At 62.5% G+C, this 23,461-nt stretch carries 19 protein-coding genes and 3 pseudogenes; 17 read left to right on the forward strand and 5 right to left on the reverse strand.

Annotation, left to right across the window (positions count from 1 at the left end; translation table 11 throughout):
- Positions 1-306 precede the first annotated feature (306 nt).
- From ACLKOZ_RS18175 to ACLKOZ_RS18185, 3 genes are all read left to right on the forward strand, one after another.
- Positions 307-738, forward strand: a complete 432-nt coding sequence (locus ACLKOZ_RS18175) for a DUF309 domain-containing protein (protein WP_436477131.1) — start codon at positions 307-309, stop codon at positions 736-738.
- Positions 739-861: 123 nt separating this feature from the next.
- Entirely contained in the window at positions 862-1,299 is a 438-nt protein-coding gene (locus tag ACLKOZ_RS18180) for a VOC family protein (protein WP_436477133.1), read from the forward strand.
- Between the two features lie 189 nt (positions 1,300-1,488).
- Positions 1,489-2,469, forward strand: a complete 981-nt coding sequence (locus ACLKOZ_RS18185) for a hypothetical protein (protein WP_436477135.1) — start codon at positions 1,489-1,491, stop codon at positions 2,467-2,469.
- 710 nt (positions 2,470-3,179) lie between these two features.
- Here ACLKOZ_RS18185 and ACLKOZ_RS18190 read toward each other — a convergent pair.
- Positions 3,180-4,709, reverse strand: a complete 1,530-nt coding sequence (locus tag ACLKOZ_RS18190; RefSeq protein ID WP_436477137.1) for a DUF222 domain-containing protein — start codon at positions 4,707-4,709, stop codon at positions 3,180-3,182.
- Positions 4,710-5,120: 411 nt separating this feature from the next.
- On the opposite strand from ACLKOZ_RS18190, the gene paaA reads away from it, so the two are divergent.
- The 7 genes from paaA (at position 5,121) to galU (ending at position 11,276) form a co-directional block, all read left to right on the forward strand.
- The gene (gene paaA / locus ACLKOZ_RS18195) at positions 5,121-6,164 is read left to right on the forward strand and encodes a 1,2-phenylacetyl-CoA epoxidase subunit PaaA (protein WP_436477139.1); all 1,044 of its coding nucleotides are present in this window, start codon (positions 5,121-5,123) and stop codon (positions 6,162-6,164) included.
- 182 nt (positions 6,165-6,346) lie between these two features.
- Positions 6,347-6,661: a 1,2-phenylacetyl-CoA epoxidase subunit PaaB gene (gene paaB / locus ACLKOZ_RS18200; protein ID WP_436477222.1), complete on the forward strand. Its 315-nt coding sequence runs from the start codon at positions 6,347-6,349 to the stop codon at positions 6,659-6,661.
- Between the two features lie 50 nt (positions 6,662-6,711).
- Complete coding sequence (paaC, locus tag ACLKOZ_RS18205; protein WP_436477224.1) at positions 6,712-7,614, forward strand: 1,2-phenylacetyl-CoA epoxidase subunit PaaC; 903 nt, start codon at positions 6,712-6,714, stop codon at positions 7,612-7,614.
- A 5-nt stretch (positions 7,615-7,619) separates the two neighbouring features.
- Positions 7,620-8,162, forward strand: coding sequence for a 1,2-phenylacetyl-CoA epoxidase subunit PaaD (paaD, locus tag ACLKOZ_RS18210; protein WP_436477226.1), 543 nt, complete (start codon positions 7,620-7,622; stop codon positions 8,160-8,162).
- Between the two features lie 9 nt (positions 8,163-8,171).
- Positions 8,172-9,413 (forward strand): 1,2-phenylacetyl-CoA epoxidase subunit PaaE, encoded by a 1,242-nt coding sequence (gene paaE, locus ACLKOZ_RS18215; protein WP_436477141.1) that lies wholly within the window; start codon positions 8,172-8,174, stop codon positions 9,411-9,413.
- Between the two features lie 98 nt (positions 9,414-9,511).
- Complete coding sequence (locus ACLKOZ_RS18220; protein ID WP_436477143.1) at positions 9,512-10,291, forward strand: enoyl-CoA hydratase/isomerase family protein; 780 nt, start codon at positions 9,512-9,514, stop codon at positions 10,289-10,291.
- A gap of 94 nt (positions 10,292-10,385) precedes the next feature.
- The gene (gene galU, locus ACLKOZ_RS18225) at positions 10,386-11,276 is read left to right on the forward strand and encodes a UTP--glucose-1-phosphate uridylyltransferase GalU (protein WP_436477144.1); all 891 of its coding nucleotides are present in this window, start codon (positions 10,386-10,388) and stop codon (positions 11,274-11,276) included.
- Between the two features lie 69 nt (positions 11,277-11,345).
- Here the strand turns inward: galU and ACLKOZ_RS18230 are convergent, their stop codons facing one another.
- On the reverse strand, positions 11,346-12,926 hold the full coding sequence (locus ACLKOZ_RS18230) for a hypothetical protein (RefSeq protein WP_436477146.1): 1,581 nt from the start codon (positions 12,924-12,926) through the stop codon (positions 11,346-11,348).
- Positions 12,927-13,323: 397 nt separating this feature from the next.
- Here ACLKOZ_RS18230 and ACLKOZ_RS18235 point away from each other — a divergent pair.
- Both ACLKOZ_RS18235 and ACLKOZ_RS18240 read left to right on the forward strand, forming a co-directional pair.
- Positions 13,324-13,638 (forward strand): annotated as a pseudogene (locus tag ACLKOZ_RS18235) (2-oxo acid dehydrogenase subunit E2); the annotation flags it as partial.
- A pseudogene (locus tag ACLKOZ_RS18240) lies at positions 13,604-13,957 on the forward strand (glutamine--fructose-6-phosphate transaminase (isomerizing)); the annotation flags it as partial. The pseudogenes ACLKOZ_RS18235 and ACLKOZ_RS18240, both read left to right, overlap by 35 nt.
- 746 nt (positions 13,958-14,703) lie before the next feature.
- Here ACLKOZ_RS18240 and ACLKOZ_RS18245 read toward each other — a convergent pair.
- Positions 14,704-15,168 (reverse strand): Lrp/AsnC family transcriptional regulator, encoded by a 465-nt coding sequence (locus ACLKOZ_RS18245; protein WP_436477148.1) that lies wholly within the window; start codon positions 15,166-15,168, stop codon positions 14,704-14,706.
- 159 nt (positions 15,169-15,327) lie between these two features.
- Here ACLKOZ_RS18245 and pdhA point away from each other — a divergent pair, with 159 nt between their 5' ends.
- The 4 genes from pdhA to glmS all read left to right on the forward strand — a co-directional run bounded on the left by pdhA (position 15,328) and on the right by glmS (position 21,279).
- Positions 15,328-16,545: a pyruvate dehydrogenase (acetyl-transferring) E1 component subunit alpha gene (pdhA, locus tag ACLKOZ_RS18250; RefSeq protein ID WP_436477150.1), complete on the forward strand. Its 1,218-nt coding sequence runs from the start codon at positions 15,328-15,330 to the stop codon at positions 16,543-16,545.
- On the forward strand, positions 16,542-17,654 hold the full coding sequence (locus ACLKOZ_RS18255) for an alpha-ketoacid dehydrogenase subunit beta (RefSeq protein ID WP_436477152.1): 1,113 nt from the start codon (positions 16,542-16,544) through the stop codon (positions 17,652-17,654). The genes pdhA and ACLKOZ_RS18255 overlap by 4 nt, the downstream gene beginning before the upstream one ends.
- A 2-nt stretch (positions 17,655-17,656) precedes the next feature.
- Positions 17,657-19,111: a dihydrolipoamide acetyltransferase family protein gene (locus ACLKOZ_RS18260; RefSeq protein WP_436477154.1), complete on the forward strand. Its 1,455-nt coding sequence runs from the start codon at positions 17,657-17,659 to the stop codon at positions 19,109-19,111.
- 275 nt (positions 19,112-19,386) lie between these two features.
- Positions 19,387-21,279, forward strand: a complete 1,893-nt coding sequence (gene glmS, locus ACLKOZ_RS18265) for a glutamine--fructose-6-phosphate transaminase (isomerizing) (RefSeq protein WP_436477156.1) — start codon at positions 19,387-19,389, stop codon at positions 21,277-21,279.
- Between the two features lie 292 nt (positions 21,280-21,571).
- Here the strand turns inward: glmS and ACLKOZ_RS18270 are convergent, their stop codons facing one another.
- Positions 21,572-21,697, reverse strand: a complete 126-nt coding sequence (locus ACLKOZ_RS18270; RefSeq protein WP_436477157.1) for a hypothetical protein — start codon at positions 21,695-21,697, stop codon at positions 21,572-21,574.
- 259 nt (positions 21,698-21,956) lie between these two features.
- On the opposite strand from ACLKOZ_RS18270, the pseudogene ACLKOZ_RS18275 reads away from it, so the two are divergent.
- Positions 21,957-22,144: pseudogene (locus ACLKOZ_RS18275) on the forward strand (2-oxo acid dehydrogenase subunit E2); the annotation flags it as partial.
- 585 nt (positions 22,145-22,729) lie between these two features.
- On the opposite strand, the gene ACLKOZ_RS18280 reads toward ACLKOZ_RS18275, so the two are convergent.
- Positions 22,730-23,080, reverse strand: a complete 351-nt coding sequence (locus tag ACLKOZ_RS18280) for a hypothetical protein (RefSeq protein WP_436477159.1) — start codon at positions 23,078-23,080, stop codon at positions 22,730-22,732.
- Positions 23,081-23,461: the final 381 nt, after the last annotated feature.

The following is a 23,461-nucleotide window of genomic DNA, read 5'->3' on the forward strand; positions in this document are numbered from 1 at the left end:
CGCAAGACCGTGCAGGGTGAAGGTCCAACGGGATAACGAGGATCCGAGGGCGGGTTGAGCAACCCGCAGCTTCCCACATCCGGCCCGCAGATGGGCGCTGGTCTTGCGTGAGAGCAATAAGGAATTCGTTCTGTAGCCCCCACCATGAACGAACATCACCAAACGATGTGGTGTGTATGTGTCACTGTACGCTAGTCGCCGTCCGGCACTCCGGACAGGGACGGCGGAACAGATGTTCACAGGCGGGTCATAGCATGGGGGTATGAAAGTTGGGATGATCCGGGGACGCTCAGGGCGGAAACTGACATGACCGGTGACAGGGACAGGGATGCTTCACAGCGCCCACGGCAGACGCGGCCGCGTGACGCCCTTGGGCGGCCGCTGCCGTACGGAAGCGTCGGCGTCGAACCGGTCTCGGAGGAGCCGCTGCCGCCGGCGCAAACATTGGTCACGGCTCGGGGCCTGGTGGAGGCTGGCCGGCCCTTCGCCGCCCATGAGGTACTGGAAGCCCGCTGGAAAGCCGGACCAACCGAAGAGCGCAACCTTTGGCAAGGACTCGCCCAAATCTGCGTCGGTCTCACGCATGCCGCCCGGGGCAACAGTGTTGGCGCGCTCCGGCTCATCGAGCGCGGCGCGGCCCGACTCGCCGACTACGGTTCCGGCAGCGGCCCGACTTACGGGCTCGACTTGCAGGCTGTTGTCAATTGCGCACGTGACCGGATGCGGACTGCCCCCTGAACTGACAGCCGCGGTCAGCCGGCATTTTCCTTGGAGGCAAGCCACCGGTTCAGCGCTTCTTGCCCCACACCCAGAACGGACGTGACGCTGGAGCTATGCGGTCGGCCTTGGTAGCTTCAACGCATGGCCATCAAATTTGAGAACGTCGGCATTGCAGTTCGGGACCTCGAAGCAACAATCGCTTTTTTCACAGATCTCGGTCTTACGGTTGTCGGCCGTGACACGGTCAGCGGCGAGTGGGCCGATACTGCGGTCGGACTTGATGGCAACCACGCGAAAATTGCGATGCTCGAAACCCCTGATGGTCAGGGTCAACTGGAACTCTTCGAATACATCCACCCTGAAGCGATCGAGACGAACCCAACTCGTCCGAACGACATCGGAATGCACCGCGTTGCCTTCTCGGTTGACGACATCGACCAAGCCCTTGAAATAGCTGCGAAGCACGGATGTACTCCGCTGCGCGGCGTTGCGACCTACGGTGACGTCTACAAGCTCACGTATCTCCGCGGACCCAGTGGAATCCTCGTCATGCTCGCTGAGAAACTGACGAAGGACTGACGCCGGGGTCTGCCCGATGACGGAGGCCTGCGGCCCCAGCCGCGCAATAACGCCGCAGTAACGGCCGGCGTGAGCCAATAACTAAAGCGCCCTTCGCACTTTCTTGTGAACAACGCCGGTCAGAGAATTGAAGATGACGGAAGTCCGCGCTGCAGCAAGGAAATGAGCAGAGGATCCAGGTGAACGCCGGTGAGTTCGCGCAACACTGTGGGACGAAGGCAAACCTCGACGCTCAGTCATGGGTTTCGCACTTCTGCCACTGGGCGGCTTCGGTCGTCTTCGGGGAAGCGTGATGTAAAAACGGCGAGCGGAGCCGATCTCAGTCACTCGGTTTTACAATGGTTCGCCATTATTGCGCCCCTCACCACCATTGCCACGGCTCTAGCATTTTGGTTCGGATGGACCATGACGGCTACTCGGACAGCCTATTTTGGCATTGATCAGAGTATCCTCGAGTATTCCACGGTCGATTATCTCCTGCGTAGTGCTGATGCGCTGATTGTTCCTGCCATTTTTATTCTGCTCATCACGGTTGCATGTGTTGGAATTCATGCGCTGACCGCTGCAATTATCAGGCGGGAAGTTGGTCTTGGGTACGTCCAAATCGGGGCCGTATTCGTGTTGTTGGCCGGGACATTCGTCACTTCGCTTGGAGTCTGGACGATGTTCGAGGATCTTCCCTTTGCCACTCCCTTCCTTTTTGAACCTTCCGCGCTGGGAGGTGGAATGGCAGTCAGCGCCTACGCTTTCTGGGTGCTCCGACGAACGGCCCTCGGCGCGAACACGGTAAGGCGCCTGCCAATGTGGGAAAAGCTCGGCTACGTTGCCGTCGTTCTCCTCGTGGTGGTAGCGCTCTTCTGGGCCTGCTCTTCCTATGCGGGAGCCCTTGGCACCGGCAGGTCCCGGGAGTATGCCCAGGATCTGGAGCGGCGTCCAGCGGTGACTGTCTACAGCATGCAGTCGCTCGCGCTGGGATCCTCCGTGACAGAGGAAAAAATCTCAACCCCCGGCTCGAAGTACGGCTTCAAGTACACCGGGCTCAGATTCGTGACACTCAGCTCCGGCAAATACTTCCTGCTGCCAGCGGACTGGTCACGGAGCGCCGGCGTGGCGATCGTTTTGGATGAAAGCTCCGAATACAGGGTTGAGTTCGAGCCGGGAAGGGGATAAGCAGTGCAGCGGAAAATGATAGCCCTAGGAACCAGTTGTCTGATAGCCGTTGCCGCGCTCAGCGCCTGCGTCGCGGAACAGCCGACAAACGGCGAAACATCTGAGCCCGCCGCAGTGGATAACCGCGTCAAAGTGGGCGGAAACAACTGGATATATGAACCTGGGGCTAATGCTGAAGTTGTCAGGGTCGGCGCGGTTGAATCCTTTGAAATTGTCAATGAGACCGATGAGGACATTTCACCTGAAGTTGGATTTGGAAATGTCCTGTTCAGGGAGATATCGAACGGATGCACAAACATTGTTCTCAAACCTGGCCAGTCCTGCCGGGTTCTTGGAGAGTGGGTGCAAGGGGGTGTCAGAAAAGCAACCCTGGACGTAGCGGTAACCAAGCAGAGTACGCCCGGCGCTACGAAGGAAAAAATCTCCATTCCGCTTGAGGCGACTTCACGTTCGGAGGCGCCGACAGGAAAAACAGTCTCACCCACCCCGGCTACTACCACTGCGTCGCCGTCGCCTTCAGAGACTTCGACAACGGGCACTCCCACGCCGTCGACTTCGACCTCGGGAACGTCAACACCTTCGAGTTCACCAACGGGGACTTCAACGGGTTCGGCTCCGCTGGGTCAGACGCCGTCTCCAAGCGCAACGCTCGGTGGTCTATAGCGTTGGTGACCCTGGTGCCGGGACAGCGAGAAAATTCGGGCAGCTAGTCAGGCGTGGGCATGGAGGAACCGCTCGAGGCCGTTCTCTCCCAGGGAGAGCCCGGTTTGGGCGAAGTCCAGATGGCCGTAGAACGAGGCAGGCTGAGCTGACGGTGGACTGCATCCGGTGGGTGCCCGTGTGGATGCTACTTCCGGTTGCAGTTCCTGGGGCAACTGTGGTGGTTCCCAGTCCTGGTGTTCGCTGGTGTAGCGGCGGCCGCTGGGCGAGATCCAGCCGGGTGGTTCGTTCTTCGTTGCCGGGGTTGGTGTCCAGGTGCTGGTGTGTTTGAGCTGGTGGTGGCGGGGACACAGCTGGCGCAGGTTTGATACGCCGGTGGTCCCGCCGTCGGACCAGGCGCGGAGGTGGTCCGTTTCGTTGTCCAGGGACTGGTTTGAACATCCCGGGAAGGTGCACCGGCCGTCACGCAGCTGCAGCCAGCGCCGCATCGCTTTTGTGGGCCGGTAACTCTTGCGGCCGATCTCCAGCTGCGCCCCGTCCCGCGGGTCCACGAGGACCCGGTGGAAGGATTCGGCGCCGTTGACGACCAGGTTCCTGGCCATCGAGGCGGGGATCGGGCCGTATCCGTCGAGCATGGCCGGTTCGTCGGTGGCGCCGAGCAGCGAAAACACCGGCACCGTCACCAGCACCTCGGCCCGGGGTGTGGGGACCTGCCCGGGATTCCCGGTCTTCCCGATGTCCCCGCCGCCGTCGTCAATGCTGCGGCCGTTCCCGCCGCCGAGGAGGGCGGCGGCGTAGACGTCGGCCCGGATCTGGGCGAGGTTGCGCTTCTCGTCGGGTCCCTGCAGGCCCCGGGAAATGGCGGTGATGCGGTTCCAGATCGCCGCGGCCTGGTCCGCGGGGAGGTAGGCCGAGAGCCAGGCCATGCCGTCCCGGTCCGGCGCGTACTCGACCCGCCGGTCCAGGACGGATGTGGCGTGGCGCTTCTCGATGCTCTGCCCGTGGTGGCGTTCGCGCCAGATGCGGGCCTTGTGGCGGAACCGGGAGGCGGGCATGTCCCCGGCAGGGCAACCACTGGCCGGGTTCGGCGCGGCAGGGTCCAGGAAGTGCGCTTCCAGTGCCGCGGCCCCTGCCGGATCTAGGCTGGCTGTTTCGTCCACCATCACCCGGGCGTGCTGCCAGGACATGGTGCCGGCCTGCAATGCGGCCAGGGTCAGCGGCAAGCGGGTGGTCAGCTCGTGGGAGTCGAACAGGAAGGCACCCGCCGCGCGTGGCCCGATGGTCAACACGCACGCGACCTCCGCCGCCACCGACGCCTCCCGTGCCATCGCCGGCGCGTCAGGGGGCGCCATCGAGTGGAGAGTGGCCGCGTATTTCGCGGCGGCCCGGGCCTTCAACCCGGCCATCGGCGGCTCCGACCGGGCCGCCCCGGCCAAGATGTCCAGGCAAAGATCCGACGTGTCCTGCAGCGGATCGGCATCCGGGCCCGCCCCGGAGCCGGTCCCCTCCAACTCAGCAGAAAGCACAGCATAGGCGGCATTGATATCCGCAAATGCCTTCTCCACCGCTGCCCTTCCCATGGATTCATCATCGCGGGAGGGTCTGACAATTTGCCCGGAGACCACGGTGGACGACAATTCCCGCAGGTGAGTGGCAACCAACCCGAAATTGAGACTTATTGTGCAGTGACGGCTCAGTTCGCTGCTGTCGCGCGCGCTCCTGCCCAGTTGCTCCCAGGTGGTCGCCATCCTGATGCCGGGACGCGCCGACGTCATGGCGCGCCTTCGTGAAGGCAGGAAGAGTAACTGGGCTGGGACGTACGACGGTGGCCCGGCAGGCAGTGGGCCGCGTTCCCGATCAGGGTGTCGCCGGCTCGCAGGAGCAGCATCCACCACGCCCCGCTGCTTGACGCCCTCCAACGCTTCCGCATATCCTGAACGAACGGTCGGTAAATAAATTAGTTCAATGAAGGCCTTTGCATAGGAGCAACCATGGCAGCGCATAATCTGCAGTCAGTGCCCGCTGAACAGTCCCCGGAAGGAACGACGGCGGCATCCGCAGAAGCAGCCCTCGCCCAGCGTGAGGCGGACGGTCAGGCGAACTTTGACCGCGTCATGGCGGAGGATTCCCGCATTGAACCCAAGGACTGGATGCCGGACGCTTACCGCAAGACCCTCCTGCGCCAGATTTCCCAGCACGCCCATTCTGAAATCATCGGCATGCAGCCCGAAGCTAACTGGATTTCGCGAGCCCCCAGCCTGAAGCGCAAGGCCATCCTCATGGCCAAGGTCCAGGACGAGGCCGGCCACGGGCTTTACCTCTACTCCGCCGCCGAGACCCTCGGCCAGCCGCGCGACAAAATGACGGCGGACCTCATCGCCGGCAAAGCCCGCTACTCCTCGATCTTTAACTACCCTGCCCTGACCTGGGCGGACATGGGTGCTATCGGTTGGCTGGTGGATGGCGCCGCCATCTGCAACCAGGTGCCGTTGTGCCGCGCCTCCTACGGCCCCTACGGCCGCGCCATGGTCCGCATCTGCAAGGAAGAGTCCTTCCATCAGCGCCAGGGCTTCGAAATCCTGCTGGAACTCTCCAACGGCACCCCGGAGCAGAAGCAGATGGCCCAGGACGCCGTGAACCGCTGGTACGCCCCGGCGCTGATGATGTTCGGCCCGCCAGACGACGATTCGCCAAACTCCCGCCAGTCCATGGCCTGGAACATCAAGCGCTTCAGCAACGATGAACTCCGCAGCCGCTTCGTGGGAATGATGGTGGAGCAGGTCCGCGTCCTGGGCCTCACGCTCCCGGACAGCGAGATCCGCTTCAACGAGGAAACCAAAAAGTGGGAGCACGGCCCGCTGGACTGGAACGAGTTCAAGGAAGTTCTCGCCGGCCGCGGCCCCTGCAACGCGCAGCGGCTGGAACGCCGCAGGGAAGCGCACGACGACGGCGCCTGGGTCCGCGAGGCAGCAGCCGCCTATGCAGCAAAACAGCACGCAAAACAGTCAATGAAGACGAAGGAATACGCAGCATGATCCCCACCGACACCCCAACCTCGCAAGCTCGGCTGGGGACCCCTGTCGCCGTGGCCCCACCCCACGGCAACCCGGAAGTCCCGGCCAGCTCCGCCACGGAAATCAACCGTGAGTCAGCGAAGGTCCCGGCCGGATCCGAGTCAACAGCTTCGACAGGCTCAACCACCGATACCAGCGGACACCTGGCGGCTGAGCCTGTCGAGCAAGCACCCACCGGCAACGCTTGGGGCCTGTGGGAGGTCTTCGTCCGGTCAAGCCGCGGGCTGAGCCATGTCCACGCCGGGTCCCTGCACGCGCCGGATGCCGCCATGGCCCTGCGCAACGCCCGCGACCTCTACACCCGCCGCAACGAAGGCGTGTCCATCTGGGTTGTCCCGGCCGATGCCATTGCCGCCAGCGATCCGGACTCCAAGGGCTCGTTCTTTGAGTCCCCGCAGGGCAAGGATTACCGGCACGCCACGTATTACACCAAGAGCGAAGGGGTGAAGCACCTGTGATCCCCACCGGCTCCCACAGCTCGCAAGCTCGCAGCGGGTCCCTCGCCGGCGTGGCCCCAACCACGGAAGGCCACGGCGACATCTCCACCGGTGTGGCAACTCCATCAGGAAGCGGCGACAGCAACGCCAGCGCCACCCGCATCACGCCCGGCAACGCCCTGCGCCCGGAGGATATTGCCCTTGAGGTCCGCACCGGCCTGGTCAAACCCACCGAGGACGTGGCCGAGTACGCGCTCCGCCTCGGCGACGACGCCCTGATCCTGGCCCAGCGCCTGGGCCATTGGATCTCCCGCGCCCCCGAACTGGAGGAGGACGTGGCCCTGGGCAACATCGCCCTGGACCAGCTGGGCCATGCACGTTCCTTCCTCACCTACGCCGGCGGCGCCTGGGAGAAGAGTGAGGATGACCTCGCCTACTTCCGGCGCGAGCACGAGTTCCGCTCCGCCCACCTCTTTGAGCAGCCCAACGGCGACTTCGCGGTGACCATTGCCCGGCAGTTCGTGGTGAGTTACTACCAGTTTGAGCTCTACCGCCGGCTCACGGAGTCCACCGATGCAACGCTGGCCGCCATCGCCGCCAAGGCCGTGAAGGAAGTGGACTACCACCGGGACCACAGTGCCCAGTGGATCCTTCGTTTGGCCGGCGGCACAGACGAATCCCGCAAGCGGATCATCCACGGCCTCAAGCTCGTCTGGCCCTACGTCGGCGAACTTTTCGAGGATGACGCCCTGGTGACCCGCCTGGCGGAGTCCGGTGCCGCCGTCGTGCCTTCCTCCGTCAGGGAAGACTTTGACCGGGTCACCGGCGAAGTCCTCCAAGAGGCCGGGCTGGAGGTGCCGGACGTTCCGGCAGCACCTGGCGGCGGCCGGTCCGGCAAGCACTCCGAGCACTTGGGCTACATCCTCGCGGAGATGCAGGTGCTGGCCCGCGAGTATCCCGGAGCAAGCTGGTGACCGTGATGGAAATGTACGTCGCCGGCTTCGATGCTAAGACCAAGAGCGCCGAGCAAAAGGCGTGGGACATCGCCGCCACGGTGTGTGACCCCGAAATCCCCGTGCTCACCATCGCGGACCTGGGCATCCTCAGGGACGTGAAAATGGTCGACGACGGCGGGATAGTTCCCGCGGTCCAGGTCACCATCACGCCCACGTACTCGGGCTGCCCGGCGATGGACGCCATCCGCGACGACCTGAAGACCGCGTTCGCCAAGGAAGGCTACCCCAGTGTCCATGTGGACCTGGTGCTTGCGCCCGCGTGGACCACTGACTGGATGACGGACGCCGGCAAGGCCAAGCTGCGCGAGTACGGCATCGCCCCGCCCTCCGGCAGGGCTGCAGCCGCCAGGCACGCGGGCCCCATCCGCCTGCAAATGGCCGTCAAATGCCCGCAGTGCTCGTCGCTGAACACCAAGGAACTCACCCGTTTCGGTTCCACCTCCTGCAAGGCGCTGTACGTCTGCCAGGACTGCAAGGAACCGTTCGACTACTTCAAAGTCCTGTAAGGAAGCCCCATGCCTGTTGTCCGCCAGACCGCCGCCGAATCGGCGCAGGCCACCGGCCGCCGTCGTCCGTCCTTCCACACCCTCACCGTGGCGGAGGTGCGCCGGCTCACCGAAGACGCCATCGAGGTCACCTTCGGAGTACCCAAAGAGCTCGCCGGCCAGTTCGACTACCTGCCCGGCCAGTACGTGGCCCTGCGCACTACGCTCCCGGATGAGAACGGCGAGCCGCATGAGGTGCGCCGCAGCTACTCCATCTGCGCCGAGCCGCGCAGCTTCGCGGACGGCAGCAGCGAGATCCGCGTGGCCGTCAAGAAGGACCTGGGCGGCCTGTTCTCCACGTGGGCCAACGCGGAGCTGAAGGCCGGCGACACCCTTGAGGTCATGAGCCCCATGGGCGCGTTTGTGTCCAAGCACGGGCGGGATGGCAAACCGGTGGACCAGAACGTCATGAATTCCATGAACCATCCGGAAGATCTGGCTGGGGAAACTGCCTCCATTGGGGGAGGCAGCTTCGTGGCCATTGCGGCCGGATCCGGCATCACCCCGGTTATCGCCATCGCCCGTACGCTGCTGGCCGCGAACCCGGAGACCCGGTTCGACTTGATCTACGCCAACAAGGCCGCCATGGACGTGATGTTCCTGGAGGAACTCGCGGACCTGAAGGATAAGTACCCTCAGCGGCTGGCCATCCACCACGTGCTGTCCCGCGAGCAGCGCATCGCGCCACTGCTGTCCGGCAGGATCGACGCCGAGAAGCTCCAGCAGCTCCTCGGCACCGCCATCCACGCGGACGACGTTGACGAGTGGTTCCTGTGCGGGCCGTTCGAACTGGTGCAGCTGTGCCGGGATACCCTGGCCGAGCGCGGCGTGAAGCCCGAGCATGTCCGGTTCGAGCTGTTCACGTCCGGGAAGCCGGACCGGCCGGAGGGCCACGCCGGCCGTCCCGTGGTGGTGGACGAGTCCAAGGAAACGTACAAGATCACGTTCAAGCTTGACGGGCTGCAGGGCGAGGTGGCCAGCCCCACGCACGCCCGGGAGTCCATCCTCAACGCCGCCCTGCGGGTCCGCCCCGATGTGCCGTTCGCGTGCGCCGGGGGAGTGTGCGGCACGTGCCGGGCCAAGGTGGTCACCGGCAGCGTCACCATGGACGAGAACTACGCGCTGGAGCAGGATGAACTGGACAAGGGGTACGTCCTGACCTGTCAGTCCCACCCCACCACCAAGGAAGTCACCGTCGACTTCGACGTCTAAACACTAACGATTGAGTCCGGGGCCACGCCCGCAGGGTTCCCTGGCCGAGCTTGCGAGGATAGGGTGCGGGTGGAGACCCGGACGAACCAAGGAGCCCCATGATTTCCCTCTCCATCAGCAACGGCGTCGCCGAGGTAGTGCTGGATGCGCCGAACAAGCTGAACTCGCTGGACGAGCAGGCGCTCAAAGAGCTGGGCAAGGCGTACGACGACGCCGCTGCCGCCGCCTCACGCGGTGAGGTCCGGGCGCTGCTCCTCAGGGGAGAGGGCCGGGCCTTCTGTGCGGGCCGGGATATATCGGGCGTATCGCCGGAGAGCGACGACGCGGCCGCCTACCTGGCCGGGCTGGTGCAGCCACTCCTCAAGAAGATGGCCGGCTTCCCGGCGCCGACGTTCGCTGCGGCGCACGGAGCGTGCCTGGGGGTGGGGTTGGGCCTGCTGCTGGCCACCGACGTGGTGTATGTGGCCGAGAACGCGAAATTCGGATCGCCGTTCGCCAAACTGGGCGCCACCTTGGATTCCGGCGGTCATTGGTACTTCACCGAGCGGCTGGGCATGCACCGGACGCTGGACCTGATTTACACGGCGGAGCTGATGAGCGGCTCGGACGCCGTGGCCCAGGGTCTCTTCAGCCGGGCCATGCCGGCAGATGAACTCTTGGACAACACGCGGGCAATTGTGGCGAAGGTGGCGGTTGGCGCCACCGGCGCCTTCAAGGCAAGCAAGGAACTGGTGGCCCACATCAGGGACCAGCGGCTGGGCCTGTGGGAGGCCATGGAAGAGGAAAATGCCGAGCAGGCACGGCTCTGTAAAACCGACGATTATGCTGAAGGTTTCAGGGCATTTCAGGAGAAACGAAACCCAGAGTTTACGGGCTAGGGATAATTGAGCCCGTCGGTATCACTGTGTGGAAAACCGCTGTGATTCCTGCAACTCGATTGCCATGGTTGGTCATGATTTGTAGGGTTCACCTATGACTACGGGAAAATCAGTGACCAAAGCCGTCATTCCTGCTGCCGGACTGGGAACTCGTTTCCTGCCCGCTACCAAGGCAATGCCGAAGGAAATGCTTCCTGTCGTCGACAGGCCAGCCATCGAGTACGTCGTCGAGGAAGCCGTTGCCGCTGGCCTGACTGACCTGCTTATGATTACGGGGCGCAACAAACGTGCCCTGGAAGACCACTTTGACCGCGAGCCGGGGCTGGAGCGTGCCTTGGAGTTGAAGGGCGACAGGGAACGCCTTGACGCAGTGCAGCACGCTTCGCAGTTGGGGCCGATCCACTACGTCCGTCAGGGCGAAGCCAAGGGCTTGGGACACGCTGTGCTGTGCGCCAGCCAGCACGTGGGAAATGAGCCTTTCGCTGTACTGCTCGGCGACGACCTGATCGACGAGTCCGATTGCCTGCTTACCACCATGATGGACGTGCAACAAAAAACCGGCGGCTCTGTGATCGCCTTGATCGAGGTGGATCCGTCCCAGATCAGCGCCTACGGCTGCGCGGACATCTCGCCGGTTGAAGGCGAAGACTTTGTACGGGTCAACAGGCTTGTGGAGAAGCCGGCCGCGGGTGAGGCGCCGTCCAACCTGGCCGTCATCGGCCGGTACGTGCTGCATCCGTCGGTATTCGGCGTGCTGGAGGAGACTGAGCCGGGCCGCGGGGGAGAGATCCAGCTGACCGACGCCCTACAGACCCTGGCGGCCAGCGAGGGCGAAGGCTCCGGAGTCTACGGTGTGGTGTTCAAGGGCCGTCGCTTCGACACCGGCGACAAACTGAGCTACCTCAAGGCCGTGATCACGCTCGCTTCCGAGCGCGTGGAGTTCGGCGAGGACCTGAAGACCTGGATGAAGGGCTTCGTCAACTAACTGGCACAGGCTTAACGAACTACGGCCTTCGCGAAAGCGGGGGCCCGTAGTCGTACCGTCGATGATGCTTTAGTAGCTGAAGTTCAACACAGTCACGGTACCGGCCGTTAGCGCAATGGACTGCTCGGTGGACCCGTACTTGAAGCCGGGAAACGTGAGCCGCTGGGATACTGGCTGCGGGCCGGTATCAGTGCCGTCAATCAGGGTTTCCTTTTCGGCCTGATAACTGGGACCGGTGAGCTGCGCCATGGTTCCAGTTACGGGCTGTCGCGGCAACGTGAGCGTCACTTCCGTCTGCGCAGCAGCTTTGGGATCGTTCTGGTTGACTACCACTACTGTCGTGCTGCCGTCGGCATTCTTCAGAGCGTAGTTGTATACGAGCCCCCCTCCGGAACTCTGCAGTTCAAGGAATTTCCCACCCTCAAGATCCGAGACCATGGCGAGTCCGAAGAAATTGGCGTGTGCTGTGTACTCTCCAGTCGGCTTGAGGTAAGGGCCGCCGCTGCAAAGCACAGACATGGGTGGGCCGCCTGTGCAAGTCTGGAGGGAACTGTGAAAGCCGATTCGGGTGATGCCCAACTTGGCAGCGTTGAGAACATAATCTGCTGTCCAAAGGGCTGAGGCGTGGGTACGGGAGGTTTGGTTCGATCCAGGGCAGGCAGCGATGCCAGTCTCCGGAAGCCATGTTTCAAGTCCTGCTTCCTTGGCCGCTTCGAGAGCAGCTTTCTGATAAATCTCTCCACGCTCATGCATAAGCGGCGACATAAGGTTCGCCAAGGTCGGTGAGGCCTTAGGGTCAACGGAACCGTCACAGCTGTAGAGAGGATAATTGTGGAAGGTAAAAATCTTCTTCTGCGGAATATCAGCCGCGATGAACGGCCGCCACCAGGCCTCGCTGTAGGTGCCGGGACCAGCCATGGGAACGTCCGGCGCCACCGCGTGTATCGCCTTGGCATATGCCTTTAGCTCTTTGACAAAATCTTCAGGTGTGTATCCGCCAGGACGAACGCCATTTGTACCGAAACCATTTGGCTCGTTGCCGACGGTCACGCTAAGTAGCCGGTCTCCCAAAATTGCGGACGCGTTTTTCACCATATCCGCAGCACGTTCCGGATTGTAATGGCCCAGGTCTACGGTGAGTGCCACGCGTGCATCTGCAGCTTCCAGCAGCTTGTTTAGGCGAGTTAGGTCCTTTGGACCCACGGCACGAACGGGATGCGCTTTGTCACCGGTGTAGTTACTCGGAATTGCCTCACCTGTCGAGGTCCAGAAAAAGCGGCGGTCGACTGCGTTCCCTCCGAAACGCAACACCGGCCCGCCCACTTCGGTCAGGAGTTCCACCAGGGATGCGTTCTCCGCGCTCAGCAGAGGATCAGCCAAATCGGTTGCTTCGAGGGAGATGCCAGTCATGCCCTGCGGCAGGGCAGTGCCCGTCTCCTGTTCAGTGACCCGGATGGTTAACGGTTCCACCTTTTGCAGTGGCGAACCTTCTGGCGGACCGACCTGTTCGTAGTACGTAACAAGCGGCGCAGGAGGCAGCGAACGGCTGGGCACCACAGTTGGCTGCTCGACGGCGGGTTCCCGGGCGGATTTCGGAGCGAATGCGATAAAGGCCGTCACAACCAGCGCCAGCGTGAACAGCGCTGCCAATCGGCGTGCCGTAACTGCAGTGCGTCCTGGCTTCCGTCTGGCATTCACCAGCGGCTGATCGCCAGCGGGGACGTCGTGGGATTTCGGGTGGGGGCTGGGCATGCGAAAAGGTCTCCAAGGTCAAAGTGGCGATACTTTAGCTTAGCCTTGTTACATCAATGGCGGTGGGGCACACTTTCGCCGGCATTTTGATATGCACGCTGAAACCAGAGATGTCCACCGCTGAAATGGGTGTCGATGTCTCGCTAGCTGCGCCACCGGTCAATTCCGCCCACCGATTCTGAGGTGGCGGCCGACGATCCTCTCCCTATGCCGCACCAGGATCCCGGGCAGGTTGGGCACCGTCATTCACCGCTGGTGCGTCGCACGGTCCGGGGGCACGGCGTTGACCTTGGCGAGAGTTGAAACGGCCTCCGATGGCAGCCAGAAGATCGTTGCTTTCACGGGCATTAACCTCGGCTTTGCAGCGAAAACCGACCCGGGGATGGTGGTGCCGTCGCCTCTCCGGTCCGCGAAGAAGTTGAGCGACCGCGATTCGGACGAGCAGATTCCGCAAGTTTACTAATATTGCCCGCGTGGGGGAGGCCACTCCGGCTGGAGCGGCAGCGGGACGTTCACGCTCAACGCTTACGGTGTCTTTGGCGTGGTCGGGTCGGCGGCGATTATCACCTGCTCGGATGTTGCCAATCTTGGGGTTGGCGGGAATGTCTGAGGGCTCCATAGAGTCCCGCAAGAAGTCCGGAAAGCTGAGCAACCTACTTGAGGAGTTGGTGGCGCATCCGCTGCCTGAAACGCTGACGGGTATCGGCCACACGCGCTGGGCAACGCACGGCGGGCCCACGGACCAGAACGCGCACCCGCACCTGTCCGACGGCGGCAAGCTGGCCCTGATCCACAACGGCATCATCGAAAACTTCGCCGAGCTCAAGCTGGAGCTGCTGGCTAAGGGCGTCACCTTCGCTTCCGAGACGGACACCGAAGTGGCCGCCGCACTCCTTAGTGACATCTTCCGCACCAAACTTCACGGCGACACCAACAACGGCGGTGTCACATCCAAGTAGTGGTAATGGGAAATGTGAGTACTGACTACGGTTAAGTTCACGCATAGAAAGATTGAACATGAGATATGACCGTATATTTGGTGGAACCTCAGGCGCTTGAACACCGCTGCCAGTGCTGCGGGGAGCTGACGGAGACTCTGTTCTGTGATGATTGCGGACGTCACGGGGATCCGTCAGTAGTGCGTGCTTAGGTAAACCATCGCACTGCGTTTCGAACATACTCACGCCCTCCGTGGTTCGTGCCCGCCCATACTTTCCAGGCATTCCCCGGGACAGGCAAGGCCTAGGTCCACAGTGACCGCTGACAGGAGGGCCGCAGGGCCTTCGCGTAAGAAGAGATCGGCATAATTGTTGTTCCACCGGACCGTACCGGAGGACGCGGCTACGTCCACGCCATGGAGCTGGCGGGCGCTATCTGGCCGCCCTGGACTTCCTCAAGTCCAACGCGCGAACCCTTTCGCTGAACTTGGGACATGACGGGGATCCTCGGAGCTCGAGGTCATCCGGGCCCTTAAATAACCCGCAGGACGTGACCTACCCTGCGGTTCACTTCCCGGCGCTGGGAGACGTGACTGTCAGCTATACCGACACCTCTTTAGGCCTGCCGGGCTTGGATTGGTCTGCCCGGCGGGACCCGCCAGGAAGCGCGCGAAGAGCATGGGCAGAAGGCAAACCCTTTGGATACCTAACTGACTGTCCCGCCTATCGCCGCGGTGCTACCGCGTATCCACATCCTCAAACACTAAAAACGTCTGGGTATCCAGCACCCCCGGCATGGACTGCAACTGGTCGAAGATCACCCTCCTTAAGTCGCTGTTGTCTATGGCACGCACAAGCAAAATCACGTCGAAGTCACCGCCAACCAAGGCGATGTGGTGCACTTCCGGGATGGCGCGCAGCTGCTCACGCAGTTCGCGCCAGGAGTGCTGGCTCACTTTCAACGTCACGTAGGCGGACGATCTTAGCCCTGCCTTAATCGGATCAACCAGTGCCGTGAATTTGGTCAGCACTCCTTCGCCGGTGAGCCTCGCGATGCGCGTGTAGGCGTGCGCCCGGGAGATGTGGACGTTCTCGGCCACTTGAGTGACGGACATCCGTCCGTCCCGGGTCAGTTCCGCAATGATGCTGCGGTCTATGTCATCGAGCGGTGTGGGCTGCCCTCCTGCTTCAATGTTTGCCATTCCGTCCATAGCTCCTGTCTGTAATCCGAATCGTCATGCAATTCGTCTTCAAGAATAGGTTGATTCATCGTTGTTCTCCACGATTTTGCAAGCTAGTGGATACGAAACCTGCAGCGGGATGATACTGGGAGGGAATAGTGGCTAGAAAAGGACGGACCAATGACGATCTCCGCAGACCACACTGCACCGGACCAGGACGCAAAGCCGCCAACTGAAGACGCCGTAGCGGAAGCCGTCCGTAAATTCGGCATCACGGTTGAGGACTACATGCTCCCGGCCCGGCACCAGATCCAGATGGTGGACCAAGAGGGCCGGCTCAAGGCCGACCGCGAGCAGGGCACCGAACCCGGTCACGAGTACCCTCTGCCAGGCGACGACGAGTTGATTGCTGCCTACGAGCAACTCGTGATCGGCCGACGGGTCAATGACCAGAACTCCGCGCTCGTCCGGCAGGGCCGCATGGCCGTGTACCCGTCCAGCCATGGACAGGAAGCATGCCAGGTAGCGGCCGCACTGTGCCTCTCCGAGGGCGACTGGATGTTCCCTACCTACCGCGACTCCGTCGCCGTGATGGCCCGTGGAGTTGATCCCGTGCAGACCATGACGCTGTTCCGCGGCGACTGGCACAGCGGCTACAACCCGGCCAAACACAAGGTGGGCATCCAATGCACTCCGCTGACGACGCAGCTACTCCATGCCGTCGGTGTTGCACACGCGGCCAAGCTCCGCGGTGAAGACACTGTAGTCCTGGCGATGTGCGGGGACGGTGCCACCAGCGAAGGTGACTTCCACGAAGCCCTGAATTTCGCCGCCGTCTTCCACCTGCCGGTGGTTTTCTTCGTCCAGAACAACAAGTACGCGATCTCCGTTCCGCTGGCGCACCAGTCCGTCGCACCGTCGCTGGCGCACAAAGCAGTTGGGTACGGCATGGCCGGCGAACGCGTTGACGGCAACGACGTCGTGGCGCTCCTCGCGGTACTGGACCGTGCCGTGAAGCTTGCCCGGGAAGGTTCCGGCCCGCTCCTTGTGGAAGCCCATACCTATCGGATGCAGGCGCATACCAACGCCGACGACGCGACCCGTTACCGCCAGGACAGCGAGGTGGCCGAGTGGATGGCCAAGGACCCCGTCAGCCGGATGAAGACCTACTTGACCGACCGGGGACTCCTGAACGGAGACACAGAGGCGAAAATTGCCGCGAAGGCCGAAGCCGTTGCCACCCAGCTCCGCGAGGGCTTGAGCGAAGAGGTGCCGGTGGACCCACAGGACCTCTTCCGCCACGTCTTCTCCGCCCCCACGCCCCAGCTGAAGGAACAGTCCGCCATGCTCGCCGATGAACTGGCCCGTGAAGCAACGTCAGAGGAGGACGCAAAGTGAGCCCTACAGTTACCACTTCCTCGGAGGCCAACGGCAACGTCAGCGCCGCAACCGCCCGCGCCGCAGCCTCTGCAGCCGCCACGGCCGAGGCCACCGGACCGCAATCCCTCACCATGGCCAAGGCACTTAATACGGCCATGGCCGATGCCATGCACGCCGATCCGTCCGTCTTGGTCTTCGGTGAGGATGTGGGCATGCTCGGCGGGGTCTTCCGCATTACCGACGGCCTCACCAAGACTTTTGGTGAACAGCGCTGCTTTGACACGCCGCTGGCGGAGTCCGGCATCGTTGGAATGGCGGTGGGGATGGCAATGAACGGTATGCGTCCCGTGATCGAAATGCAGTTCGACGCGTTCGCCTACCCGGCGTTCGAGCAGATCGTCAGCCACGTCGCGAAGATGCACAACCGCACCAAGGGCGCCCTGAAGTTGCCACTGGTGATTCGAGTTCCCTACGCCGGCGGCATCGGGGGAGTGGAGCACCACTGCGACTCCTCCGAGTCCTACTATGCCCACACGGCTGGATTGAAAGTGTTCACTCCCGCCACCGTCCCTGATGCCTACCGCATGCTCCGCGAAGCCATCGATTCCAACGATCCCGTCATGTTCATGGAGCCCAAAAAGCTGTACTGGTCCAAGGAAATGGTGGACTTGGACGATCTCCGGGGGCAGCACCTTGCGAACGCGGAAGCCGGCAGAACCTCAGAGGGCCGTGCCGCCGTCGCCCGTCAGGGGACCGAAGCCACACTCATTGCCTACGGCCCTTCGGTCCCCACCGCACTGGCCGCTGCCGCAGCAGCTGCGGAGGAGGGGCGCTCGCTGGAAGTCATTGACGTCCGCACCATCGTCCCGTTCGACGACGAAACAGTGGCCGCGTCCGTCCGCAAGACCGGCCGCGCCGTGGTGATCGCAGAAGCCCATGGTTTCGCGTCCGTTTCCTCTGAAATCGTGGCGCGGGTACAGGAACGCTGCTTCCACTACCTCGCCGCCCCCATCCGCAGGGTCACTGGCTTCGATGTCCCGTACCCGGCGCCGAAGCTGGAGCACTATTACCTGCCCAGCGTGGACCGCATCCTCGACGCAGTCGACGACCTCCAATGGGAGAACTGACTATGAGTGAAACGAAAGTATTCCTGCTACCGGACCTGGGCGAAGGTCTGACCGAAGCCGAACTGGTTAACTGGCTCGTTTCGGTAGGGGACGAAATCCGCGTAGACCAGCCAATCGCCGAGGTGGAGACAGCAAAGTCGATGGTGGAGGTTCCTTCTCCGTACGCGGGGACTGTAACCGCGCTCCACGGGGAACCAGGGCAGACGCTGGATGTCGGTAAACCGCTGATTTCGGTTACGCCCATTGGGAGACCGGATGCGGTGGCTGAGCCGAGTGAGACGAAGGTCTCGGACGCTGGGCCTGTAGAAACAGAGGCCGCCGACACCTATCGCGAGGAGGAGAAAGCTGGATCAGGGAATGTACTGATCGGTTATGGGACCCCCGGCGGGCACGGCGTGGCCCGCCGCACCAGGGCACGGAGGGCTTCAATCACCTCTATGGCTAAGCCCGTCGCTTCCGTGGGGTCCCCTACGGTGATTGAGCCAGCCGGAATCCCCGGCGCGGACCTCTCTGACCTCCGCACGCGCGTCCCAGGCAAACTGGGTGCAGTGATTTCACCCCTGGTTCGGCGCATGGCGCGTGAACATGGCGTCGATTTGGATGAGGTCCGCGGTTCCGGGGACAGCGGCCTGATCATGCGGCGGGACGTTGAAGCTGCCATCAAAGCACCGGAGCGTCAGATTGCTCAGCGAAACGGGAGTCCGGCACCTGAACCTGATGAGTCCCCAAGCGGCGTTGACTCACGGAGCCGTTTGGCCATCGCGTCCCGGACTCCTGTCAGGGGCGTGCGCAAGGCTGTGGCTGCGAATATGACCCGGAGCCGATCGGAGATCCCGGAGGCCACTGTGTGGGTGGACGTTGACGCGACCGCCCTGGTGGAGCTTCGTGCCGGGCTTAAGAAGGGAGGAACACATGCCCCTGGCCTGCTGGCCTTCATTGCCCGCTTCGTCACGGCCGGCCTGAAGAAGTATCCCGAGTTGAACACACGCATCGAAACTGCTCCCGATGGGTCCCAAGAGATTATTGCGTTTGAGGGAATCAATTTGGGCTTTGCAGCGCAGACTGACCGGGGCCTGATGGTGCCGTCAATTCGATCGGCAGAAAAGTTGAGTGCACGTGAACTGGATGCAGAGATCCGACGGCTCACAGACGTGGTTCGCCAAGGGAAAGCCACTCCGAACGAACTTGGCAGCGGCACCTTCACGCTTAACAACTATGGCGTTTTTGGTGTGGACGGGTCCGCAGCAATTATCAACTATCCCGAGGTAGCCATCCTTGGGGTTGGGCGGATCATAGATAAACCGTGGGTTGTCAACGGTGAGTTGGCGGTTCGTAAAGTGACAGAGTTGACGTTGACGTTTGATCACAGGGTCTGTGATGGAGGAACAGCGGGCGGGTTCTTGCGGTTTGTTGCCGATGCGATTGAGAATCCGGCATCCATGGTGGCCAGCATGTAAAGCTCCGAAAGGCTGTCCGCATTTCAAGCATCCAATGATATAGATATGGGGTGAAGATTTCGTTGCCTCGTGGGGAAGGCGATGGTCCGCTGGACTGTCCCCACCAGTTCGTGGGTACGTGTACATCGTGCCAAGGCTTGGACACTCGTAATCTACCCTGCTCGCCAAGGCTATTACCGGCAAATTGGCAGGCTGCATCGGATAAGTCGACTCCTGTCGCGTCGTAATGTGTCCTGAAATTCGGCCTCGGCCAACAAGAGGGTAACGTTTCGCCCATGTGCGGAATCGTTGGATATGTTGGCCTCTCTGATGGCCGTGGGAATGCCGGTCACAACGCCCTGGATGTAGTCCTTGAGGGATTACGCCGGCTGGAGTACCGGGGCTATGACTCCGCGGGTGTGGCGGTTGTTTCTGAAGGGTCCATCGAATCCCGTAAGAAATCCGGAAAGCTGAGCAATCTCCTGGCGGAGTTGCAGGAGCATCCGCTGCCTGAAACGCTGACGGGTATCGGCCACACGCGCTGGGCCACTCATGGCGGCCCGACGGACCAGAATGCCCACCCGCACTTGTCCGACGGTGGCAAGCTGGCCCTGATCCATAACGGCATCATCGAAAACTTCGCCGAGCTCAAGCTGGAGCTGCTGGCTAAGGGCGTCACCTTCGCTTCCGAGACGGACACCGAAGTGGCCGCTGCGCTGTTGGGCGACATCTTCCGCACCCAGGTTGATGGCCTGGTGGCCGACGGCGGCCTGACGAAGGCCATGCAGCTCGCCTGCCAGCGCCTCGAGGGTGCCTTCACGCTCCTTGCTGTCCACGCCGACCAGCCGGACGTTGTGGTTGCCGCCCGCCGCAACTCGCCGCTGGTGGTTGGACTGGGCGACGGCGAGAATTTCCTTGGTTCCGACGTCTCCGGCTTCATCGATTACACCCGCCGCGCGGTGGAGCTGGGCCAGGACCAGATTGTCACCATCACCGCTGACTCGGTGGAGATCACGGACTTCTTTGGTGCCCCGGCCGAGGGCAAGGAATACCACGTTGACTGGGATCCGGAATCGGCGGAAAAGGGCGGTTTCCCGTCCTTTATGGAGAAGGAAATCCATGACCAGCCCGATGCGGTGCTGCAGACCCTTCTGGGCCGCTCCGATGTCAACGGCAAACTGACCCTTGATGAGCTCCGGATTGACCCGGAACTGCTGAAGGACGTCAACAAGATCATTGTGCTGGCCTGCGGCACGTCCGCCTACGCCGGACAGGTGGCCAAGTACGCCATCGAGAACTGGTGCCGGATCCCGACGGAAGTGGAGCTTGCCCACGAGTTCCGCTACCGTGACCCAATCGTGGACGCCAACACCCTTGTCGTGTCGATCTCCCAGTCCGGGGAAACCATGGACACCCTGATGGCCGTCCGTTATGCAAAGGAGCAGGGCGCCAGGACGGTTTCCATCTGCAACACCAACGGTTCTACCATCCCGCGTGAATCCGACGCCGTCCTCTACACCCACGCCGGTCCGGAAATCGCGGTAGCCTCCACGAAGGCGTTCTTGGCGCAGATCACGGCTGCCTACCTGTTGGGCCTGTACCTGGCGCAGCTCCGCGGGAACAAGTTCGAGGGCGAGATCAAGGACATCCTGGTTGACCTGAACAGGATCCCCGCCAAGATTCAACGGATCTTGGACAACGAGAGCCAGATCAAGGAACTCGGCCAGTCCATGGCTGACGCGAAGTCTGTGCTGTTCCTGGGACGCCACGTCGGCTTCCCGGTGGCCATGGAAGGTGCGCTGAAGCTCAAGGAACTCGCGTACATCCATGCCGAAGGCTTCGCTGCAGGTGAGCTTAAGCACGGCCCTATCGCGCTGATCGAGGAAGGCCAGCCCGTTTTCGTGGTGGTCCCGTCCCGGCGCGGACGTGACTCGCTGCACGCCAAGGTGGTTTCCAACATCCAGGAAGTCCGGGCACGCGGAGCCAAGACGATCGTGATCGCCGAAGAGGGCGACGAAGCCGTGAAGGCCTACGCCGAGCATGTCTTCTATATTCCGGAGACGCCCACGCTGCTCGCCCCGCTGCTGGCTACCGTGCCGCTGCAGATATTCGCCCTTGCCCTTGCCGCGGCCAAGGGCTACGACGTGGACCAGCCGCGCAACCTGGCCAAGAGCGTCACCGTAGAATAAGCCGCCACAACGTTCGGTGTGCCTGCCTGACCGCTAGTGATGCGGCCGGGCGGACGAATTCCTACCCTGCGAACTGGGACGTGGGTCAACCACCGCAGCGTAGGCGTGCGGCTGTCCAGAACGAGGGGAAGGTTCCTTCCGATCACACCGCCGGGACCGGGGAGGCTGCCCACCCTCGACGTGTTGGTCCAAAGTCCGAAGTTGGGGCTGCCTGGGGGTTGTCATTCGGCGCAGCAACGGCCAGATGACGTCGGAACCCGCCTGCGTCCCCTGACCGTGTGTTAGAGCCTTACTAGGCCGCGTCCACCATGCTCACGCGGTCGGTCAGGTCCTGCCACAGCTCTGATTCGTCCTCCATGCCGCCGGGGCAGGCCAACGCCAGTTCCATGAGCCCGTCGCTGCTGGTGGTGGCACGCACAGTGGTCAGCGGCGCACGTCCGAGTGCTCAAAGCACTGGACAGTGGCAATCAGCGGTCCGCCGTCGTCGGCCTTCTGATGGAAGGCCACGTGTTTGGTGGACTTGCCGCAAGCGGCGCAAAAAGTCTTGTGCTATTAGTCGTCATGGGGGAGGTGATACGCAGTAACAGGCCAGGCCAGGCCAGGGCTTGGTCTTGTGGTCCGGAAACTACCAGCGCGATCCACGAGCTTCTTCGGCAGCAAGCCGCGCTTGGGACCGCGGGCTGCGGATGCACCCGGAGCTGAACAGCAGGATCGAACCGCCCCCGACGGCTCCCAGAAGATCGTTGCCCTTGAAGGGATCAACCTGGGATTCGCTGCCCAGACTGACCGCGGCCTGATGGTGCCCTCCATCCGGGCGGCGGAGAAGCTGAGCGCCCCGGAACTGAACGCGCAGATCCGCCGGCTCGCCGTCGATAACAGGGGATGCCTGAACTCTCCCGCGATTGAGCGGACATGAGATGAGCCCGAAATCCGCCGCCGAAGGAGGAAACTGGAGGTACTCGCGGCTCGTAGAAGTGGAAAGCTCGACGCCGCCCGCCGTTAGCGCCATCTGGCGCGGGTGCAAGAAGTTATTGTACGAGCAACTGCCAGACCACCCTGGAGGAGGCCAGACAACTGAACATCGCCCTGGAATCTTCCATCGGCATTGCACAGTGGAGTCAGTCGGTCCGCTTGTGTCGGCGCGCGAAGGAGAGGCGCAGCGCGCCCACGAACTCCTTCAGTCTGCCTCCCTGAGCCGCCAGGCTCCAGTCCTGGTCAGCGGAATCGCAGCAACTCCCCGCGGGATCCTAGTCTCCCTGTATGCGGAGTCGGCCAAGGACTGGCCATAGGACAGGACAATTACGAGTTCAGGAGCGTTGGTGAAGGCAAGGGCCCATGTGACTGGACTCAAGTGATCGGCGTTTCCAGCGGCTCTCGGAGCCAATGCCAGGTTGAAAGGTGCTGCCTTCAGTACCGGAATAATGCCAGCAGCAGTCCATTCCCGTTGTGGTTATCGCGAGACAGCGACTTCGCGGGCACGCTCGAGCGCCTGCAGGGTGACTCCGGCGAGGCGCATGCGCCCTATGGTCCGGTAGAGGTCGTGAGCCCACTCAAATTCGGCTGCAGCCTCTCTGTAGCGGGCTTCGTCGAAGAGCCTCCGGCCAATCTGGTGACGGTCGAGCGCTTCTCTGGCGGGGGTGTGCGCCAGGCGCAGGGCCTCTTCGTGCAGTCTGGCCGCTTCATGCCATTGGTAGTTTCGCCGATGGGCCTGCGCGAGTACGAGCAGCGGACGGAACCGGCTCGCGGACGCTGCAAGCAAAGCCTGGCCCTCTTCGATCGCCTTCCGGGTCCGTCCAAGCAACGACAGGATCCACACGCGTTCCAGGGCCGGACAAGCCGGGCCTCCATGGCTTCAGCGTCCAAAACCACTTCACCAGCGTTACAGGATTTGTGGTCCAAACGTCGTCAGCGGTGCTCACCTGCTTTGAATCCCCTCTTCCCTGCTGCCGCGACGACGCATGCCGCCCTGGTGCCACCAGACCGGTTCCAGAGTTTTCCCGTTAGGCCCTCGGTGCTGTATCCATAGTAAACAGGGGAGCGCCCCCGCAGCTTTCTGCGAAGACTTGCGCAGGTCCGCCGCGCCTCGTGAGGGTTTGCCTAGGTTATGCACAGATCAGCTCTAGCAGGCTATCCGCCGTGCTCCCATGGTTAAAACACCCGCCATTACCAGCATTTAGGCGGC

Source organism: Arthrobacter sp. R4, assembly GCF_051365025.1.
Lineage (GTDB): Bacteria > Actinomycetota > Actinomycetes > Actinomycetales > Micrococcaceae > Arthrobacter.

Bases quoted from the DNA above. Each gene is read 5' to 3' on its own strand.
- ACLKOZ_RS18260 (WP_436477154.1), top strand. From the start codon at position 17,657: ATGAGTGAAACGAAAGTATTCCTGCTACCGGACCTGGGCGAAGGTCTG.
- ACLKOZ_RS18190 (WP_436477137.1), bottom strand. From the start codon at position 4,709: ATGGGAAGGGCAGCGGTGGAGAAGGCATTTGCGGATATCAATGCCGCC.
- pdhA (WP_436477150.1), top strand. From the start codon at position 15,328: ATGACGATCTCCGCAGACCACACTGCACCGGACCAGGACGCAAAGCCG.
- galU (WP_436477144.1), top strand. From the start codon at position 10,386: ATGACTACGGGAAAATCAGTGACCAAAGCCGTCATTCCTGCTGCCGGA.
- ACLKOZ_RS18175 (WP_436477131.1), top strand. From the start codon at position 307: ATGACCGGTGACAGGGACAGGGATGCTTCACAGCGCCCACGGCAGACG.
- paaE (WP_436477141.1), top strand. From the start codon at position 8,172: ATGCCTGTTGTCCGCCAGACCGCCGCCGAATCGGCGCAGGCCACCGGC.
- paaD (WP_436477226.1), top strand. From the start codon at position 7,620: ATGGAAATGTACGTCGCCGGCTTCGATGCTAAGACCAAGAGCGCCGAG.
- ACLKOZ_RS18180 (WP_436477133.1), top strand. From the start codon at position 862: ATGGCCATCAAATTTGAGAACGTCGGCATTGCAGTTCGGGACCTCGAA.
- ACLKOZ_RS18245 (WP_436477148.1), bottom strand. From the start codon at position 15,168: ATGGCAAACATTGAAGCAGGAGGGCAGCCCACACCGCTCGATGACATA.
- ACLKOZ_RS18220 (WP_436477143.1), top strand. From the start codon at position 9,512: ATGATTTCCCTCTCCATCAGCAACGGCGTCGCCGAGGTAGTGCTGGAT.
- paaA (WP_436477139.1), top strand. From the start codon at position 5,121: ATGGCAGCGCATAATCTGCAGTCAGTGCCCGCTGAACAGTCCCCGGAA.
- glmS (WP_436477156.1), top strand. From the start codon at position 19,387: ATGTGCGGAATCGTTGGATATGTTGGCCTCTCTGATGGCCGTGGGAAT.